This window comes from Microcoleus sp. AT3-A2, from assembly GCF_036705685.1.
In the GTDB taxonomy this organism is placed as follows: domain Bacteria; phylum Cyanobacteriota; class Cyanobacteriia; order Cyanobacteriales; family Microcoleaceae; genus Microcoleus.
In genome coordinates this window covers 77,518-96,543 of the sequence record NZ_JAUBVF010000004.1, presented here as the reverse complement: position 1 = coordinate 96,543, position 19,026 = coordinate 77,518, and the positions used below count along the sequence as shown (strand labels likewise).

The window sequence follows — 19,026 nt, the reverse complement described above, 5'->3', positions numbered from 1 at the left end:
CGGCTTTTTTACGGCATAAAAAATGGAACGATTTCCGGATGTATGCCGTCTGATACAGGAAATGAAGTCGAGGAACTTCAATATGAGAAAATTGAAATTATGAATAAAATTTTTACGTGTGGGCGATCGACCAAAATTCCCCTCCTAAGTTTGTCCTTGGCTGTACTGGCGAGTCTGTCGCCCTTTCGTGGGACGATCGCCAGTCCGCTCTCTCGATCCCCCCAACAGCCGTCCAACACTACTAAAATTGTCTCAGTCGATCGACCGCCAGCATTGCCAATAGGCTCAAAATCTCCCAAAAATCCGGCAACAGTGGCAGCGAATCCATCCCCAGCAGAGACGATAAAGGCTCAGGGAACAGCGACGGGGCGATCGCTCGAAATAGAAGAAATTCGCGGTACAGTCAGTTTTAAAGGGCGGCCAGCGGTCGTGGGCGATCGGCTACTTGCCCCCGGAGACGAAATCATCACCGGCCGCAATTCCACAGCCCGTTTAGGCATCGACAATAACGTTGGCACCGTGGAAGTTGGCGAAAAAACCGCAGTCAGAATATCCAATTTGTCAAGCAGTGCAGGTGGCGAAAAAGACACAGCGATTTTTGTCAGCAGGGGGCGAGTCAGGTTGTCGATCGGCAAAACTGCTGCTGCAACTCCCGCAGCCAACACCTCAACAATTATCCCGCCGAACCAAATAGCAGCCCTCAATACCTTCAGCGGACTCGGCAAATCCAGTCAAATTGCCCAAAAAACCCGTTCTGCCAAAACTGCCCCAGTCAGGGTTGAAACCCCAGAAGGTGTTGCCGGAGTTCGCGGCACATCCTTTGGCGTCAGCGTCGGTGGCGGCAAAACCGCAGTCGAAACCATTGAAGGTGCAGTAGTAGTATCGGACAACACCGACTCGGAAGTAGTTGTCAACAGCGGCAACGCCACGACAATTTTCCCTCAAACCTCGCCCGTGGTGCCCTCCGCGAGTCCTCGCCTAGCTCAACTCAAAGTCCGCAGGTTGTTGAGACTCAGCGGCAATATCTATCGCCTCAGCGCTCAAATTAACCCGATCGACACGGTTTATGTCAACAACGAAGAAATTAAGATCGATCGAAATGGTAACTTCAAAATCCAAGGAATTTTACCTCCAAGCCGTCGCCTCAAAATCGTAGTGCGAGGCCCGTCAGTCACAGAAAGGCATTACAGCTTCGCAGTTCGCTAAACAACCTATCGTCGCGAGTAATATACGCGGGCAGTCTCTGAGGACGTGAGTTAGATCCTAAGTCCTTTCTGGGTTGATTATTTTGTGTAGGTGCGAAGCATTTTGCGGTGAATATCGGGAGTCAAAATAAATCAATTTTGCCCCCACCCTTCGCCCTTACGGTATTGTAAAACTTCATGACCGAAAGCATCCAGGATACAAGCCCCCGGATTCATTCCTTCGCAGACTCAGAACCCAGAAATAAAAAACCTGTATCCGATAAAAAAGTCGCCGAATTTATCCGTGGGGTCGCCCCTAAAATCTAACATCTAAAATCTAAAATCTAAAATCGATTGACTCTCACTCCTCTCGAAGTTCGGACTCGAATGTGAATTATTGCGTCAAATTAATTGCATGAAGTTCAAAGAATGGATTGATTATCTAAAACACAATCAACTAATCGGCCTCCGGCAATATATAGCAACAAACCCTCCCTGGATAACAGGGGCAGTAGTAGGTATAATGTCTGTCGCCATGCTGCAATTGGGAATGTGGAAACCCCTTGAATATTTGGGATACAAAACGCTATTTCAAATTCGAGAATCGGGAATTTTGCCAAATCCCGGATGGGATCAGAGAATTGTGGTAATTGCGATCGAACCGAATTCCTTGCAAGAATACGGTCAATTTCCTTGGCCCCGCAACCGCTACGCCCAACTCCTAGAATCGCTGAAAAAATCTCCCCCTACAGCAGTTGGTTTTGACATTCTTTTCCTCGATCCCAGTCCGAAAGATGATATTTTAGCCACTGCAATCGCTGCTAACGGCAAAGTTGTACTCGCCAGCACCATCAAAGAAGAACCCGTAGCATCTTTAAAAGCAGCCGCCGCAGGTGTCGGCCACATCGGCCAAGAAGCTGATAGCGACGGTATTACCCGCGAGTCAAAAATCTTTCTCAACGGGATTCCTAATTTCGGTTTAGCAATGACTCACAGGTACAATGCTGCTAATCCCCAAGATCCAGTATTGCTTCCAAAGTCAAAAAATAAGCAGGCAAAAAAAGTTTGGATTAACTGGCCGGGTAAAACAGAAAATCTATCTACCTATGCTTTTGTTGATGTCGTAGAAGGCAGAATTCCCCCAGATGCTCTGACCAATAAGTTAGTTTTAGTGGGCATAGTTGCTACCGGTTTCGATCCGATATCTTCACCTCTCAACAAGACTACGGCTGGGGTTTATTTATATGCAGCATTGGTTGACAATTTGCTCAATCAACGCTTGCTACGGCGGCTGCCGGTACTGCTAGAAATTTTGTTATTGTTGGGGATTGGCCCGCTTACCGCTTTGGTTCTGGGCAACCGAGGTGTTAAAGAGAGAATTGCGATCGCTCTCGGTTTGCCTATAATTTGGATTGGGGCTGCAGCTTTGTTATTTGGCTTCTTTTTTTGGTGGGTGCCGATTGCCGCGCCTATCGGCACCCTCATTTTATCTGGCACTGCTTTGCAACTGCGGGAACAGTACGAAAAGCAGCAGTTGATGAGGTTATTTGAAAAGCACGTCGATCCAGAGACTGCTCAGCTTATTTGGCAACGCAAAGCTGAGATATTTGAACAGGGAGAACTGGAACCTCAAGAACTTACAGCAACGGTGCTGTTTATGGATATTCGTAGTTTTACTTCGATTTCCGAAAAAATGCGACCGCGAGATTTACTCACCTGGTTGAACAATTATTTGGAAGCGATGACTGACTGTATTATGGATCACGGTGGCGTTGTAGATAAATACATCGGTGATGCAATTATGGCAGTTTTTGGAGTGCCTTTTTGTCATACCGAATATGCAGAAATTCAACAAGATGCTTTGAATGCAGTTGCGGCTTGTATTGCGATGCACGAACGGCTGCACCAACTTAATCAGCAGCTTAGAAGTGAACACAAACCTTTAATTAAGTTTGGCATCGGTTTGCATACCGGGCAGTTAGTTGCTGGCAGCGTGGGCGGTTCCCGGCGTTTGAATTATTCTGTGATCGGCGATGCTGTCAACGTTGCTGCTAGATTGGAGGCGATGAATAAGGAAATTGTTTCTGACAGTCCTTTTAATTTGTTGGTGACGGCGAGGACTTTTTCTTACGTGCGCGATCGCTACGAAGGCCAAAAAGTTGGATCTATTCAATTGCGCGGCAAAAAAGAAGAGACTGTGGTTTATGCTATTTTGGGTGAAAAGCATTAGTTATCGGGCATGGGGCATGGGGCATTAGTTGTGATATTATGTCCTGTTAATTAGGCCCAATTACTTCATACTGGGGAATTAAAATATTGGTTGTAGGGGCGGGTTTTTCGAGAATCTACGCCTCAAACAAATAATCTCAAAAACCCGCCGTCGCCCCACGGTAAATCGAAATATACATTTTTTCAGGCGATCGCCCGTGTTGGTTGAGGTAGATTATTAGCGGTGTGGGGGCAGGTTTATAAAGCTGGTTTTTACTGATTAGATATTGTCGTAAAACCCGACCCTACGGAATTATATTGTTTCCCAATGACCAATGACCAATTCCCAATGACCAATTCCCAATTCCCAATTCCCAATCTAATCAAATACGCTGAGCCGCAAAGTTTTAGCTATTTTTTCTAACAGAAATAAGCCACCGACAGAATTTCCGTCTTTATCCAGGGGCGGACTGTAAAAGCCGATCGCCCCCTGGCCCGGAATTACCGACAGCAAAGCCCCGCTAACTCCCGACTTGGCCGGCAACCCCACCCGCAGCGCAAAGCGGGCGGATGCTTCGTACAAACCGCAAGTTGCCATCAGTGCTTTGACTGTACGGCTGTTTTCGCCGATTTGTCGATCGCCACTTTTTACCAAAACCATCCCCAGCTTAGCTAAATCCTCCACACTTCCCGACAAACAGCAGACGCGGTTGTAGGTTTCTAAAGCAATTTCTGCATTTTGAATATAACCAGATTCTACCATTCTCAAGGCTAGATTCCAATTGTTTGGATTCGGATTTGTCTTCACTGAATCGAGCATTAACTCATCAAGAAATAACTGACTGTTTGCCTGTTGATTTAACCATTCGAGCAAGTTTTGACAGCGCGCCACAGCATTTTGACCGGGAATCAAAGACGCTAGGGCGATCGCCCCGCTATTAATCATCGGGTTTCTCGGCTTTCCTTGGTCTATTTCGAGTTGAGTTAGGGAATTGAAAGGCAGCTCCGAAGGTTCACAGCCAACGCAGTCAAATACCCTTTTTTCGCCCAATTCGCACAGCAAATAAAGCAGCACAAAAGGCTTGACTACACTCATCAGCGGGAATGTTTGAGGAATACTACCCCAGCTCAAAAATTGACCGTCAATTGCCCGAATTTGCACTGCAAACCCTTGTCTGTCAGCTTGCGCTAGGAGAGGTATGTACCCAGGGATTTGACCAGATTTACTGCGATTAATTGCCTCTTTTGCCCAAGCTTCCAGTTGTTCCGGTTGCAAGGAAGATAGTTGGCTGCTGGAGATTTTCACTCTCGATTATTTCGATCACTTTAAATTTTAGATTGGCATTCCTGGCGCAATAGTGAGCCAGAAACCCCGTTTATTAACCGAATTGCGTCACTTGGGCCCGCTGCGGAAAGAAACTGGGTTTCTTCGGGGAGATAAACCAAGCTCGAACTTCAGGCTATTGACGTTTCGGCCCGCCGGTAGCAAATAAATTTTTCATAAAAAACCTGTACTTTGCATAAAAATCTCCCCTTCACCCCGATATATAAGTAGCAGCTTCAAGGCAACGCTGCTAGCCAAAACAAAGAAGCACTAGCTGGAAATGCCTTCAGATTCTTATATTTAAGCCCCAGCAAGGGGCGGGGTGCATATTTAACTTAATTCTTTCAGAGTTCGTCAAATCCTGTCCGGAAAACCCCCGAACCTTTAAGAATGTACTATCCAACCGGATTCACCAAAACCAGGATAAAAAAATGGCAGATGAAGCGAAAGCAGAAGCACCAAAGCCCGCTCCGATGATTTTTAAGGGTGTGTGCAAGGAGGGAGTTCTCAAAGGCAAAGAAATTGAAGGCAAATTAGATATCAAAGTCAATGTCGAATCTGTCACCACCCCAGAAGCAACGCCCAAAAAATCCCAGTGGGAGCCAGTTATCTTTTGGGTTTTGTTTGCATTCATGGCAAACTTGATCGTCGGTGACCCCGCCGGAATGAGAAAAAAATACAGCTCCCCACAAAGGTCTCATTCTCATCAGATTTTAAACCAATCTGGGGAGCAGTCGCTGTTGGCTAAGAAAAACACCAGCAACTTGCCACTTTAGGCCCTGGGAGCCTGCCAGCCGCGCAAATAGTAATAGAAAGACCCGAAATATTCATCGAATACTCGCGTCGTAGTTACCAAAGCTTCTGCACTAGGCAAAAAATCTCCCGCGTCTAAGCGGAGTCTACTGGATTTCCCTCCTGATGTGGGTTGAAAAGTGTAGAAGTCGGTAGCCCTAGGAATCACCTGGATTCCCATATTGGCAAAAGCGAGGCTGGCACGGCGCATCTGAATCGCAGATGTTACCAGGATGACTTTGCGCGGGGCGCCACGGCTGTCGAGTATCTTTCTCACCTCTTGGGCGCTGGTGCGTATGTTGCTGCCGTTATCGTCGAGAACGATACTGCTGCGCGGCACGCCCATGTTGTTTGCCAGCAAAGTCTCGATATCCTTCGCTTCGCCAACATAACCCTCCAATTCTGGTCTAGGGCCAGCGGTAACGATGACCATCGGTGCCACTTTTTGGCGGTACAAAACGGCAGCATAGGGCAGGCGATTGCCTGTATCTGTCAGTTGAATCGCTACTCGGTTGGGGATGTGAGGCTGAGTGGTTCCCTTGCCCAGGAGAACTATCGCCGCGGCAGTTTCATCGCAGCAAGCTGTGCGGACGGCGGCAGCGGCGTCCCGTTCTGCTTGTTCGGCGAACCAGTAAGCGACAACTGGCATACTCGAAAGGATCAAAACTAGCAGCGCTGCCAGGATCATTCTCGGCGCCGGGTTGCGGATGCCTCCATTCGTGATCAGCGCCGATGCAATCACCAGCAGAGTGATGGAAAAACCCAGCGGCTTAAAGAAGAAGGCTATTAGGCCGAAAATCGCTGCTCCGACCGGGGTGTCTGGCGCAAAAAAAGCTAGGATCAAAAGGCTGATCAGTAGCAAAACGCGCAGCCGGTCTAATAACGGATTGTCTTTGCCCCCTGATTGATCCCACCACGATTTGATCAATGAGAACAGGAGGAATAGAAATAGAATGCGAGCTAATAGTTCTGGCATCTTGCAATATTCTGTGTCTTCATAAATTAGTACAGAAGTTTTGGAAACGAGCGCGAATTTAGCTGCGGGAGGAAATACGGGCATCGGTGGGTTTTTAACTTTCGCGAATAACGCAGTCCGATCGCATTTATCCTAATGCTCGCTTCCTGTCAGCTATCAACCATTGGTTGCAGGGTGAAACCCGCTACTTCCAGTCACAGATTGCTGACAGTTAATTGGTAATTGATAACTGGTAATAGTTGATTGGTAATTGGTAATGGATCGAGCACGCCGCAGGTGGAATTGACAATTCAACCCTGCTTTGTTCTGCCTATTTTTTTCCCCATTACCTGTTACCGATTCACCAATCCCAATTTATCGGCGCTTCAGTTGATTCCGAATTGCCTGCGTTACCGTTTGAATTACTTTAACACGAGCATAATACTTGTTATCCGCCGCAATTAGCGTCCAGGGAGCAAGCGGCGTGCTGGTGCGCTGAATCATTTGATTCACCGCCACTTCATAATAATTCCACTTTTGGCGATTCCGCCAATCTTCCTCGGTGAGTTTGTATTGTTTAAATGGATTGTTTTGTCGCTCTGTAAACCGCTTTAGTTGCTCGTCAGGACTGATGTGCAGCCAGAATTTAACTAAGACACAACCGAAACTGGTGAGTTGCTCCTCAAATTCGTTAATTTCCTGATAAGCTCGGCGCCACTCGGGTTCGGTGGCAAATCCTTCGACTCGCTCGACCAGCACTCTACCATACCAACTGCGATCGCAAATGCTGATTTTACCAGCCGTTGGCAGCCGTCGCCAGAACCGCCAGAGGTAGTGGTGCGCTTTTTCTTCGTCTGTCGGCGCCGCAAAGGCATTAACTATGTAACTGCGGGGGTCTAATATGTCGGTCAAGCGTTTGATTGCTCCTCCTTTACCGGCGGCGTCCCAACCTTCAAACAGCACTAATACGGGGATTTCCTCTTCGTAGATGCTTTGTTGCAGTTTCCCAAAACGGGTTTGTTCCTCGCGAAGTTGCTGTTTGTATTCGTCGGGCGACAGCGATTGAGTTAAATCTACTTGGGCCAGCAAGTCGGGTTCGGTGGGTTGCAAGCTTTCTTGAGGTGGCAATTCCACGGGTGCAGATTGCATCGGCAGTCTGTCCAATGCTTCTGTAATTGTCGCTGCCATTTGCGTTAAAACTTTGACTCTCGCCCACCGTTGACAATCGCCTTCTACTACCGTCCAAGGTGCGCGGCCCGTGCCGGTTTGGGCTATCATTTCTTCTGCCAAATTTGTGTATTCTTGGTATTTTTTGGCTTGTTTCCAATCTTCGGGCCGCACTCGCCAAGCTTGTAAGGTGTCGTCTTCTAGTTTTTTGAGCCGATGCTTGAGTTCTTTTTTGCTCAAGTGAATCCAAAATTTGGCAATTGCTGCGCCGTCATCAACCATCTGCCGCTCGAAGGCGTTGATTTGCCGGATAACTGTCGGTACTTCTGCGTCGGAGACTCGATCGAACAATCGGTCTTCTAAAATGTGAGTGTACCAACTGTGGTAGAAAAAACCAATTTTGCCACGGGCAGGAAGTTTCTGCCAAAACCGCCACAGGAAAGGATAGCCCATTTCTGCATCTGACGGCGGCCAAATCGGGTGGACGGCAAACCCCCGCGGGTCCATATACCCCACCATTTTTTTGACCAGCGCGCCTTTACCGGCGGCGGCCCAGCCTTCGAGGACGATGATTGCAGGCAATTTTTTTTCCCTGCAGGCCAGTTGGAGCGATCGCAACTGTTTCATTAAAACTTCTATCTTGGCCTCGTAGGTTTCTTTATCGAGGGAGATATCTAAATCGAGGTTGTCGAGCATATTTACCTCATATAAATCTGAAAAAACAGTTTAAGGTTAGTTTAACGTTTGGATAAAATTAAATCCTTACCTCCGGGAAAAACGTTATAAAAATTACAGTTACGGCTGGTTAAAAGCCGGAGCGCTCCTGCAATCAAATGCCAGCCTCGTTAATACTAGCAAGAATCCCTCGATTTCAAACTTGCAAAAAAAAATAGCTCAGGTTATAGTTGAAATAGGGAACTTTTAAATAAGTTCAATTTCTCCCCTCCCCCGATCGGGCGAGTTAACAGGAGGAGCCACAAATCCCTGAAAAAGGATTTATTGTAAAACAGAGCAAAAGTAAAAATCAACTACCCGGTGGGGGTGACAACTTCTTTACTTAGCTGTAGAAAATTTATTCAAACAATAGTAGTTACTTAAGCACCAAGCTTGTAACGAAAGAGAGCGCGACTCATCGACATCCAGCCATAAACTCCCATACAAAACTAGCCCAAAAGGGCAAACCAATTTTTATGATTGCGCTATGAGATAAAACCTGAAAGCCTGGGTGATATAAACAGGTTTCTGAGTTTTATCGACACCACAATAAATCTGCATTGCATCCGCGTTTATCCGCGTTCATCTGCGGTTAATAATCAAAAACTCGGATTTTTGCAAGAAATTCACTGTACTTGTTTGCCCATACCAATTAAGAGGAACAGTCCGAAATTACGGATTGCAAGTTTTCTATGAATATCTTGACAACACGCTCCTACAAGGGCGAAACTGACTGGTGCGCGATCGCAAATTTAATCGATGCTTGCGAAGCAGTCGATCGACTCGGCGAAGAAGTCTCAGCAACTGAACTCAAGCTAATACTTGATGCACCCAAACTCGACCAAGCCCGCGACGTGCAGTTGTGGGAAGATGGTAATTACAAACTAATCGGTTTAGCACTCCTAGATATGCCAGATTCCCCAGAGAAAATAGACGCTTGTCTCTGGTTTTACGTGCATCCAAACCTGCGCGGCGAAGGTTTAGAAAAAGACATAATTAAGTGGGGCGAAAAGCGGCTGGGCGAAGTAGGAAAAGAACGGAATTTGCCCGCGAAATTGCGTACCTACAGCCGGGAGGATAAAACAGATGAAATGCGGCTGTTACGAAAACAGGGCTTTGAGGTCGATCGCTATTTTTGGACAATGGCCAGATCCCTCGCGGAACCGATTCCCACGCCCGAATTTCCCGCAGATTTTGCGCTGACACACGTATCAGGAGAACAAGACATCCAACCTTGGGTAGAGATGTTCAACCAGTCATTTATCGATCACTGGAATCACCACGATTTAACTGCGGAAACCGTGCGTTATTGGATGCAAGATCCGAATTATCAACCCGAATTAGATTTGATTGCTGTTTCGGGCGATTCCCTGCGGGATAGCTTCGCTTCACGCAAATTTGCTGCTTTTTGCGACTGTCAAATAAAACCCCAAAAAAACGCCCGCAGCGGCACAAAAGACGGTTGGATTGAATTGTTGGGTACGCGGCGCGAGTTTCGGAAAATGGGTTTAGGAAAAGCGATGCTGCTGGCGGGTTTGCACTCCTTAAAAGCAGCAGGTGCAAATACTGCGAAACTCAGCGTCGATGCTGACAGTTTGACGGGGGCCACAAAGCTTTACAAATCAGTCGGTTTCCGCCCGATGGAAACTTGGATCGAGTGGGCTAAGACAGCGTAAATTCGTTAGGGTGGTCAGAAACCGGGTTTTTGCGAAAATACTGCGTTACAGCCTGCAAATTCGGTTAAAAACCCGGTTTCTTTGGTTTTGATGCGAGATCTCTTTTTTACTCAAGGGGATCTCGCACTTTCCTTCCTTTCCTAAATCAACCGGAAATTAGCGGATGTAATCGCATTGGCACTCACTCCAATCATCACACCTAACTCCTCTCCTGTCAAGACATTTTTGATGAGAGTTCCCTGAGTATTTTGAGTGATTGCTAACTGACCAAAACTCAAACCTCCGCTTAATCCAATCAAGTCTTGACCGATGGTAAAATCAGCGATAATATCAAATCATTGACCAGCTTTTAAGGCAAAGATATCGTTGCCGCTACCGCCAATCAAACTATCATTCCCCAAGTCTCCGTAAAGAATATCAGAGCCTTTCCCACCCATGAGAGTATCGTTATCTAGCCCTCCGTAAAGAGTATCATTTCCTTCGCACCCTCCCAGGATATCTGCTGCTTCGTTACCACTGATGAAATCATTACTTTCACCGCCACAGATAGTATCCGAGCCCTGGTTTCCAAACAGGTAATCATCTCCCTGACTACCAAGCACTATGTCATTCCCTTCATTGCGTCGTACAGTTTCCATATTGCTGAACCTAATTCGAGCAATTACAAGCAGAAACCAGAGAATTAAGGTCAGAAAATCAAAGATTAAAAGACGAAAACAATCGCCTGAAAGGAGAACAAGGCAAACCAGAGGTCAAAGCTAATGGAGCGAAAAAGTTAAAAGAGAACTACTCATCCGAAAAAGAGCGAAAAGCACCAAAAAAGCACATTAAAAGTAGTAAAAATCTCTGGTCAAAGTTGACCTAGAAAAAATCCTGGAGTATCCTGAAGCAGAACTACCATTCGATTCAGAATTTAAGGGTTATGAAGAGGTAATAGTTCAAGACATTTTACTGAAAACAGATAACGTGTTATTTCGGAAAGAGAAGTATTACTAACATTTAGAAAACAAAACATACTTAGGGCTTGCTGAATAAGTTAGGAAAAATCGCGTAGGCGTAGCCAGCCGTAGGCATCGCACTTGATGGGCAATTCAGACTCGGCGAAACATGACTTTTTGTTGACTATAACTTGCCCAGTTATAGCTTTTAATAATCATTGAATCGTAAATAGGTGTGATTTTCGGTTCTTGACATAAAAACACACAAAAAACCCGTCTTGACCAGGTAGAAAGGTTCATTACTAAAAAAGTAATAGCAATGGCTATTTCCGAAGTATTATCAAGTTTTGTCATCACTCGGTTCAAGCTAAATCTTCTTTTTCCTTCTCCAAACTTGTCCTCAATTGCATTTCTAATTCTTTCATCTTAAGCAGTCTTGTTTCTTTGTTTCCTTACTAACATTTGCTGGTGGCCTTCCTCAAGGGGGGCCACTAATTCTAATTCCTCTTTCTTTACACGCCCGCTCGGTTTTCTCTTGTTCGATAAATTCGCTCCGCATGGACTGATTCTGGGTAGTATCCTGTGTAACTTTTAAATGCTTCAAATGAGTGCTTTTAAGTCTCCTGATTCGTTAAAGTTATCCCAACTTATCCGGTCTAAAAATACATATCCTTTAATGCAACTCGCGCTCCTGTTTGGCTCCAAAATCTACGGGTTTCCCTGCTTTTCCTCTGGCAATAGGACGGATGTGCGGTTGTCTTAAACTTACCCCAACTGTCCTGCTCTGTTTCTTATTTTCAAATAACCACAGTTGTTGCTGATATACTTCTGTGAGGACTAGCAAGGTCTTATACTGCTTTTGGCTCAGACTTTGTAGGGTGGCATCTGACTCGATTAGTTGTTCAATATGAGCGAGGTTTCTTTTGATATATTGCAGTTGTTTTTTAATTGCTTGGTTTTTTTTGTTTCGTTGAGGTCGTCGTTGTTTGGCTACTGCTAAATAGTTTTTTCTGGCAATATTACTGTAGGTTCTGGGTTTTTTAGGAATTTTTACTTTGAGAGAATTATAGAGAATGTCGATGGTTTTTTCGGTGTGAACTCTGGCTCGGTTTAATAGTCCTAAGTCCGTCGGATAGCTAATGTCTCCTGGAACACAGGTCGCATCTACGATTAATTTTCCTATATTTGCTGACTCATTTTTTACCTCCGAATCCTTTTTTTTTCGGGTGGCTTTGAGGTGGATTCCCGTATTTTATTGACCATTCCTTCATTGACTTTCTTGATTAAATTCCCACTAATCCGCTGCCGAAAGTGGACTAATAGTGATGGGTCAAATGGGGGCTCATTACGCTTTGGCTAATTGACCGATAAAGTATTGCAGGTATGGGTTTTCTCGGATCTGTTCTACTATTTCTATGTCGCTGATTCCCAGCTTCTCTTTAATAATTAATGCCCCTAATGCCATCCTCAATAATTTGGCGGGTGCTCCCATTTCGGTGGGGAAATTTTCAGCATATTCTGATTCAAACTCTGACGCCCGGGATTAGTTGCGCCATTTTCACCCAACGGTTATCTTTTGACAATCTTCCTTCAAATGGGAGTTCAAAGTCGGATGGTGGGCTTAGGGCAAGCTCAGCTTTTCTATACACGATCGCAGGTGGTGATGCACGGGTTTTGAGTTATTATACCTGTTTTTCTTGCACCCTTACTACTTTTTTGGTCGGAAAATCCCTACACTGTTTACTTTTCTCACTGATTCAGCAAACCCTAATTATTCCAGCAGTTCTACAGTGCCGAGATACCCGTCTACTCGCACTTTTTGACCGTCTCGCAAGCGAGTTGTAGCTTCAGCAATATTCATAACTGCGGGAATTTTGTACTCGCGAGCGATTATTGCTCCGTGAGATAATTGTCCACCAACTTCGGCGATAATTGCTGTTGCTCCTAATAGCAGGGGTCCCCAACCTGCATCGGTGTATGGGACTACTGCGATCGCATTTTCTCCTAAATCTGTGCTCGCGGTGCGGCAAATCTTGACAAAGCCTTCGACACGACCAATACTTGCTGGAATTCCCTGCATGATATTAGTTTCCGATGTTGCCAGTTCGATCGCCCTTGTCTGAGAATTTGGCAGCAAATTGCCGTAAACCACAGGGGAAATCGGACGATCGCGATCGGCTACCAGGCGATCGCGCCTTTCTCTAATTGTATCCTGAAGAGAAACACTCGCACCGCTACGAATCCACTGCTGAATTTCCCCAAATTCCAGATAAAAAATATCCCCGCTTTCCTGAAACACCTGCATTGCCAATCCGTAAGCTTCAATCTCCAAAAAACTCCACCGTAAATGAGCCAACAACCGCGCGTAAATTTCGCTAATTTCGTTTTTGACGAGCGCTCTTTCTTGACATTTATCTAATCGCCACTTCTGCGAAAAAGTCAATTTTATTTCACGCTTTTCAACTAAATTAGTTTCGGCTTTTTGAGCCATAGTTATTAGCAACTTTTGATAAATTTCCGGTTGTTCTTGCCAAGTAGGAACAGCAATATCCGTTCCCACCTCGCTCAAATATCCGTAAATATCAAGCCACTTTTCAAAATCTGCTTGTAAAGCCGGAGTTTCCGCAAATGTCTGTGCTAAATCTGCGACAGAAACAGTTTTGTCAGACTGCGAAACAGCAGCTTGCCGCAATTTGTGAGCCAACTGCTGTAAAGCTCGCACCGAAGCAATTTCAGGAGCGCTATCATTAACCAGCCAGTCATCGGAAACGCGAAAAATTGCCTTGCGAATAGCCAACCCGATCGGCCCTAATATATTGTAGTAAGTAATCGGTTTCAGCCACTCCTGAATTTGCTCCGCTCTCTCCAATAATTCCTTTAAATATTGATAATCGGGCATTGCGCCTTGGGCATTGGGCATTAATATTTCTTCTTCGCTCGAACCTCTTCCTTCTTCCTTCTTCCCTCTTCCGACTTCCATCGGACGGACATCCGTTACATCCGTTACATCTTGTACAGTGCTCGTTGCCGAACTTCCTTCTTCCTTCTCCAGACTTTGGAGTGCCGGGAGGAAAATAGAAGTACGATCGCCCTTAAATTCTGCATTCAGCGCCCTCTCCCGCTGCACCAGACGCCACAAACCGGGCAAAGAAGGCAAAATCTTCCCCAAAGGCGGCTTGCCCATTTTTTGCCCTCTGAGCAAAAATTCCAAACCCTGCTCCGGCAATCCCATCATCCGAAAAATTTCGCCCAACAAAGTCGCATTAAAATAGGCGTGAGAACCAAGCAAAGTTGCCGTTTCGTTAAAGTTTAAATTGCTGGCGCGATCGCCCAAAACCACCTGAAAAATCTCTCCCCAAACCCCGCAAGTCAGCGGCCGATTAATCGACCAAGTTAACGGACGAATTGCACCAGGAATCACTTCGGCTGCAATAGTTCGCGTCCAGAATGGCTGCAAATTAGTAATCGGGCGACTTTGCAAAATCCAAACTTTTTCCCCGTCCCAACTCCACTCAATATCCTGCGGGATTCCGTGAAAAAATGCTTCTATCGCTTGGGCTTGTTTCACCAATTCTGCTAAAATGGATTGAGCAATAAGTGAATTACTGTTAATTTCAGTTAATTTTTTTTCTAATAATTCAGGTGTACTAAAATTAATTTCTAAATGAACCGGAGTAGATTGTCCGCCGACAACCGCTTCTGCTCCTCCCGGTAAAGCTTCTATAATTACCTGGGAACCACCATCTAAAGGATTGCGACTGAACATAACTCCCGCAAATTCGCTGTCAATATAAGGCTGAATTAATACAGCCATTTGGGTATCGGGGAGTTGCCGTTGGCGGCGGTAAGCCACAGCTTCGGAAGTCCAATAAGACTGGCGGCAGCGATTAATTGCATCGAGCAATTCTGCTTCAGTGAAAACTGGGCCAATAGTTTGATATTGTCCGGCGGCAGAACTCGTATCGCCATCTTCTCCCGCAGCAGAAGAACGCACAATCATTCGATTTTGGATTTTGGATTTTAGAATTTGGATTACAGAATTACTGATTAACAGTAGAGCGGGATTTTCCTCATTCTTTCTTCCCTCTTCCTTCTTCCCTCTTCCTTCTTCCTTCTTCCTTCTTCCTTCTTCCTTCGATGACAATATCCAACCAGAGGGTACATTAAAACCGGCGCGTTTGAGTTGAGACAATTTAGCCGCTTTATCGCCGCAGATTGCAGCATCTAACGAGTCATCAAGAGAAAACAATTGCTCTGATTTAGATAAAGCCATATCATCACCCTGAGTGAAGTTAATTGCTGCTAACAACAAAGCTAATCCTGCTGCTGCTAAAAATTCTGGCATTGATTGTCGCCACACCCAAACCCAGATTGGCGTACACAGACACCCGCAACGGGAAGCAAAGAGTCTCGCCCGATCGCCCTCACCCCACCACCGCTGTGCCAAACCCCACACCAGCAGCCCCCAAATCCCCGATGATACAGCCACCGGCGGCGAAAATACCAAAAGACCCCAAACAGCGTTGGTCACGCCTCCACCTCGGGCGATCGCATATCTGCCCGCAACTAGAGGAATTAACAGGGCGATCGCGATCGCAGGTGCATCCGGGAAGCAAAATCGCCCCGCCAACACCGGCAAAATACCCCTGGCAATTTCCGCCAACACCGCCACAATTCCCGCTAATTTCCCCCCGTGAATGAAAGCTGCCGACACCCCCACATTCCCCGTGCCCAGCGCCCTCAAATCTCGGCGGGTAAAGACTCGCACCGCCCATCCCGTTAGCGGTAAAGCACCCAGGCTGAAACTAGCAGCCAACAGCAATGCTATTGTCCCCAACGGCATAAAATCAGCTCTCCTATTTTCAAGCTCTAAACATTATGACCGCAATTCTGCCACTTTTTCAGCCTTCAGATATATCAACCAACCGCCCTTAGCACTTAAAATAATGTAAAAGTAGAGTAGATAAGGATTTAGCCTAATGATAGATCTCAGCTTGACCACTCCCATGGCAGTTGTTGTTGCACCCATCAAGCGAGTAATGATTGAGCTGCTGATGCAGCAGCCAGTGCCGGAATCAAGTGTCAGCTTGACCACTCCAATATTAGTTCTTGTTGCTGGCTTTCTTGCCGCAGTTACGATCGGCTCGATCGCGTGGTACAACTCCAAGCGCCCACCCGGTTGGGAAGCCAAAGAACGCCCTGATTTTGTACCGAAAGTTGATAAAGACGATTTGATTGCTGATGTTTCTGAGTCAAATAAAAAATAGAATAAAGCTGTTTTAGCTCGGAAAAAGCTTTGAGAGGAATAGGAATTACCCTTGCAGATCGCTCCGGTAGGGTGCGCCTTGGCGCGCCTTACGCTATGTAGAAAGGCTTTGAGTGAATAGTTTTAATTGACCGCAAGCACTAATGTCAATAAAGGGAGCGCTCATCCCGCGATCGATCGCTTTCTTTACATTGATGCAATATATCATTAGATAGATTTAATCATAGAAATTTAGAAGTTGACTACAGCTTTGGAGTTCTCTTGAAATTAAGACTCTTTTGGGGGGTTGCGTTTGAGATATCTCACCACCTATTCGTAAATTTGACTGCTAAGGCGATCGCCCCGACGACCATTTCCACTTTGATGTCATAAGTTTATGGTTTCGAGGTATTGGCGATCGCTCTAAACCAAAGTGGCTGTTTGAGGCTGGGACTTTTTTTCTACACCTAATTGGCTCCGCTTCACAACCAACAGGGTAATATCATCAAATACTTTTTGAGTGCTGATATGTCGCCGTACATCGTCAATCACCGCTTGCTTGATTCCTTCAGCAGACAAATGCCAGTTTTGGCTAATGACTTCACACATCGCCTCCACGCCATATTGTTTTTTGTTAATGTCTTTTGCTTCGGGAATACCATCGGTATATAGCACTATACCATCTCCTACTTGTAGCTCAATTGAAATGTGACTGATGAACTGCGCTATGTCATCGTCAAGAGCAATCGGAAAACCTAAATTCATAGTGTCGATTCGCTCAACCTGTCCACCGTTTCGCACAATGATTGTTTCTTCATGCTGACCACTGATGCTGACCCATCCTTTTGAGTAATTTAAAATCGCTAGGGTGAGACTTTTCTCGGAGTTCATCCGCTGGACGTTTTTGTAGAGGGTGCGGTTGATTACATCTAGAAACAGCACCGGATCTAGTTCGCGGATTTCATTGAGGGTACGAACGGCTGTTTGCGCCATCAGCATCAAGATGCCACTTTCGAGTCCATGTCCTGTGACATCGCCGATGCCCAGAGTGACAACGCCATCGGTGTTTAAAACATCATAGTAGTCGCCGCCGACTTCATCGGCAGCCTCCATGTATGCGGCAATATCAAGCCCTTCAATTTCCAGTTCATCAGCATTGGGCAGAATCATTTGCTGCATTTGACGCACGATATCCAATTCCGCACCCATGCGGAGATTGTCTTCCTTAAGTCTCTTGTTGAGGGTAATGATTTCCTCATTGGCACTTGCCAGTTCCGCCGTGCGTTCTTTAACTTTATCTTCTAACGTTTCAAACGATTCCTTCAGTTGCCATGCCATGCTGTTGAAGGAATTTTCCAGTGTATCAATTTCCTTAATTTCAATAAAGTTAGTAATGTCTACTTGGTTGTCGAGCTTACCAGCAGCAATTTCTTTTGAGGCTTTAGTCAGTTTAAGAATGGGACGAGTCACTGAACTAGCAGTCAGAATTATAATCACCGTCGCTCCAGCAAACGTCAACAAGCACAGTAGAATTGTAGTATGTGTGTTGGCATTGATTCTAGCCATGAAGTCGTTTTCAGGAACAACGACCACTGCCAACCAATCAATTCCCCGGCCATCTTGAATGGGTAATACTTGAATATAGTGCCATGCTCCATTAATCTGAGCTTTCAACTGTTGGCTGCCGTTGATAGCCTTAAAGTTACCAAAACGCTCAAGTAAATGCTGAGCAGTCGCTTTCAGGGTAGCATTTGAACTTTTATCTGCCGGAATACGCTCGATTTTGCGATCGTTCTCCTGACCAATTACTTTAAACGGCTGCGGAATGGTTGAGCTAGCGACTAAATCGCCTGAGCGCTCAATGATGAAACTTTGGCCATTCGGGCTGATGTATAGCTTTTCAATAAATTGAGTGATTCGCACCAAGGTAATGTTCATACATAGAACACCCAAAAGCTTGCCGTTTGATTCGTAAATGGGCTTGACTGACGCAAGCTCCAGAGAGGTATTCTGGCGAGAGAAGGCTGGAAAAATGGGACTCCAAGAGGATTTACCAGCCTGCTTGGCGGCTTTATACCAGGGTCGTTCGCGGGGATCATATTTTGAACTTTTCAGGAATTTTTTTTGATTGCCCTCACCGTCTAGCTCGTATATTTCTCGATCGGGTGCGGTGGCGTTTGTCCTTATTTTGAGCTGAAAAGTTCCATTCTCCAAACGTTCAACTCCGACAAACTCACCCTGTTCATTTCCAAAGGAGGGGTAATTTGCCAACTCACTTTGCACCACTTGCCAGAAATAGCGCCTCAATCCGTCAAATTCGTCGAGCTTGAGATTGCCACTTTGGACACTTGCATAAGTGGTTTGTAATACATCATAGGGTTGGTTGAAATAGGTCAAGACCTGTTGTTCTATACGGCTACTAATCTCACTATTTAACTGTTTTGCTAAGTCATCGATCGCCTTCTGTGCATTACGAAAAGACAGCCATCCTACCAATCCCGTTGAAGCAAGGATAGGAATAATGAAGGGAATAATTAGAACCGTACGGAGGGGAAACTTGTTCAACCGCATTACTTTGGTGGGAGAAGCTTTCTCAGGTGATTGGGGAAGGGGCGGTTCAGAAAGTTGGGTTTTTTGAATATTGGTTAGCATGGGATAACTTTTCCTTCCTGGCTGAGTTTAAAAACAATAGGTTGGCGTGGCTCTAGCGAAGCTGCCACTAGGGGCTTTCGTAAGTCGGACGAGATAGCATCTTGCTCTCAACTACGGGATTTTAGATTGACTAAAAGACTTGATTTATAAGGACGGATAGATTTAATTATA

12 protein-coding genes and 1 pseudogene are annotated in these 19,026 nt (G+C 45.7%); 5 read left to right on the top strand and 8 right to left on the bottom strand.

The window, feature by feature from the left end:
* Positions 1 to 99 precede the first annotated feature (99 nt).
* Both QUB37_RS04350 and QUB37_RS04345 read left to right on the top strand, forming a co-directional pair.
* A complete protein-coding gene (locus QUB37_RS04350) occupies positions 100 to 1,206 on the top strand; it encodes a FecR domain-containing protein (RefSeq protein ID WP_333159457.1) in 1,107 nt (368 codons plus the stop codon).
* Between the two features lie 393 nt (positions 1,207 to 1,599).
* The gene (locus QUB37_RS04345) at positions 1,600 to 3,414 is read left to right on the top strand and encodes an adenylate/guanylate cyclase domain-containing protein (RefSeq protein WP_333159455.1); all 1,815 of its coding nucleotides are present in this window, start codon (positions 1,600 to 1,602) and stop codon (positions 3,412 to 3,414) included.
* Positions 3,415 to 3,771: 357 nt separating this feature from the next.
* Here the strand turns inward: QUB37_RS04345 and glsA are convergent, their stop codons facing one another.
* Entirely contained in the window at positions 3,772 to 4,698 is a 927-nt protein-coding gene (gene glsA / locus QUB37_RS04340) for a glutaminase A (protein WP_333159453.1), read from the bottom strand.
* Positions 4,699 to 5,147: 449 nt separating this feature from the next.
* On the opposite strand from glsA, the gene QUB37_RS04335 reads away from it, so the two are divergent.
* Positions 5,148 to 5,492 (top strand): hypothetical protein, encoded by a 345-nt coding sequence (locus QUB37_RS04335; RefSeq protein ID WP_333159451.1) that lies wholly within the window; start codon positions 5,148 to 5,150, stop codon positions 5,490 to 5,492.
* Here QUB37_RS04335 and QUB37_RS04330 read toward each other — a convergent pair.
* Together QUB37_RS04330 and pap are read right to left on the bottom strand one after the other, a co-directional pair.
* Positions 5,489 to 6,568, bottom strand: coding sequence for a YdcF family protein (locus QUB37_RS04330; RefSeq protein ID WP_333159449.1), 1,080 nt, complete (start codon positions 6,566 to 6,568; stop codon positions 5,489 to 5,491). The genes QUB37_RS04335 and QUB37_RS04330 overlap by 4 nt on opposite strands.
* A 270-nt stretch (positions 6,569 to 6,838) precedes the next feature.
* On the bottom strand, positions 6,839 to 8,326 hold the full coding sequence (gene pap / locus QUB37_RS04325; protein ID WP_333159446.1) for a polyphosphate:AMP phosphotransferase: 1,488 nt from the start codon (positions 8,324 to 8,326) through the stop codon (positions 6,839 to 6,841).
* A gap of 710 nt (positions 8,327 to 9,036) precedes the next feature.
* Between pap and QUB37_RS04320 the strand changes: the two genes are divergently transcribed.
* Positions 9,037 to 10,020, top strand: a complete 984-nt coding sequence (locus tag QUB37_RS04320) for a GNAT family N-acetyltransferase (protein WP_333159444.1) — start codon at positions 9,037 to 9,039, stop codon at positions 10,018 to 10,020.
* A gap of 140 nt (positions 10,021 to 10,160) precedes the next feature.
* Here QUB37_RS04320 and QUB37_RS04315 read toward each other — a convergent pair whose 3' ends face one another.
* The 4 genes and pseudogenes from QUB37_RS04315 to QUB37_RS04300 form a co-directional block, all read right to left on the bottom strand.
* Complete coding sequence (locus tag QUB37_RS04315; protein WP_333159442.1) at positions 10,161 to 10,319, bottom strand: hypothetical protein; 159 nt, start codon at positions 10,317 to 10,319, stop codon at positions 10,161 to 10,163.
* A gap of 36 nt (positions 10,320 to 10,355) precedes the next feature.
* The gene (locus QUB37_RS04310; protein ID WP_333159440.1) at positions 10,356 to 10,658 is read right to left on the bottom strand and encodes a calcium-binding protein; all 303 of its coding nucleotides are present in this window, start codon (positions 10,656 to 10,658) and stop codon (positions 10,356 to 10,358) included.
* 453 nt (positions 10,659 to 11,111) lie between these two features.
* Positions 11,112 to 12,607: pseudogene (locus tag QUB37_RS04305) on the bottom strand (IS5 family transposase).
* Positions 12,608 to 12,729: 122 nt separating this feature from the next.
* Positions 12,730 to 15,801 carry a glycerol-3-phosphate acyltransferase gene (locus QUB37_RS04300; protein ID WP_333159438.1) on the bottom strand — a complete coding sequence of 1,024 codons (3,072 nt, stop codon included), beginning with the start codon at positions 15,799 to 15,801 and terminating at the stop codon, positions 12,730 to 12,732.
* A 211-nt stretch (positions 15,802 to 16,012) separates the two neighbouring features.
* Between QUB37_RS04300 and psb35 the strand changes: the two genes are divergently transcribed.
* On the top strand, positions 16,013 to 16,225 hold the full coding sequence (psb35, locus tag QUB37_RS04295; RefSeq protein ID WP_333159616.1) for a photosystem II assembly protein Psb35: 213 nt from the start codon (positions 16,013 to 16,015) through the stop codon (positions 16,223 to 16,225).
* A 401-nt stretch (positions 16,226 to 16,626) separates the two neighbouring features.
* Here the strand turns inward: psb35 and QUB37_RS04290 are convergent, their stop codons facing one another.
* On the bottom strand, positions 16,627 to 18,855 hold the full coding sequence (locus QUB37_RS04290) for a SpoIIE family protein phosphatase (protein ID WP_333159436.1): 2,229 nt from the start codon (positions 18,853 to 18,855) through the stop codon (positions 16,627 to 16,629).
* Positions 18,856 to 19,026 lie beyond the last annotated feature (171 nt).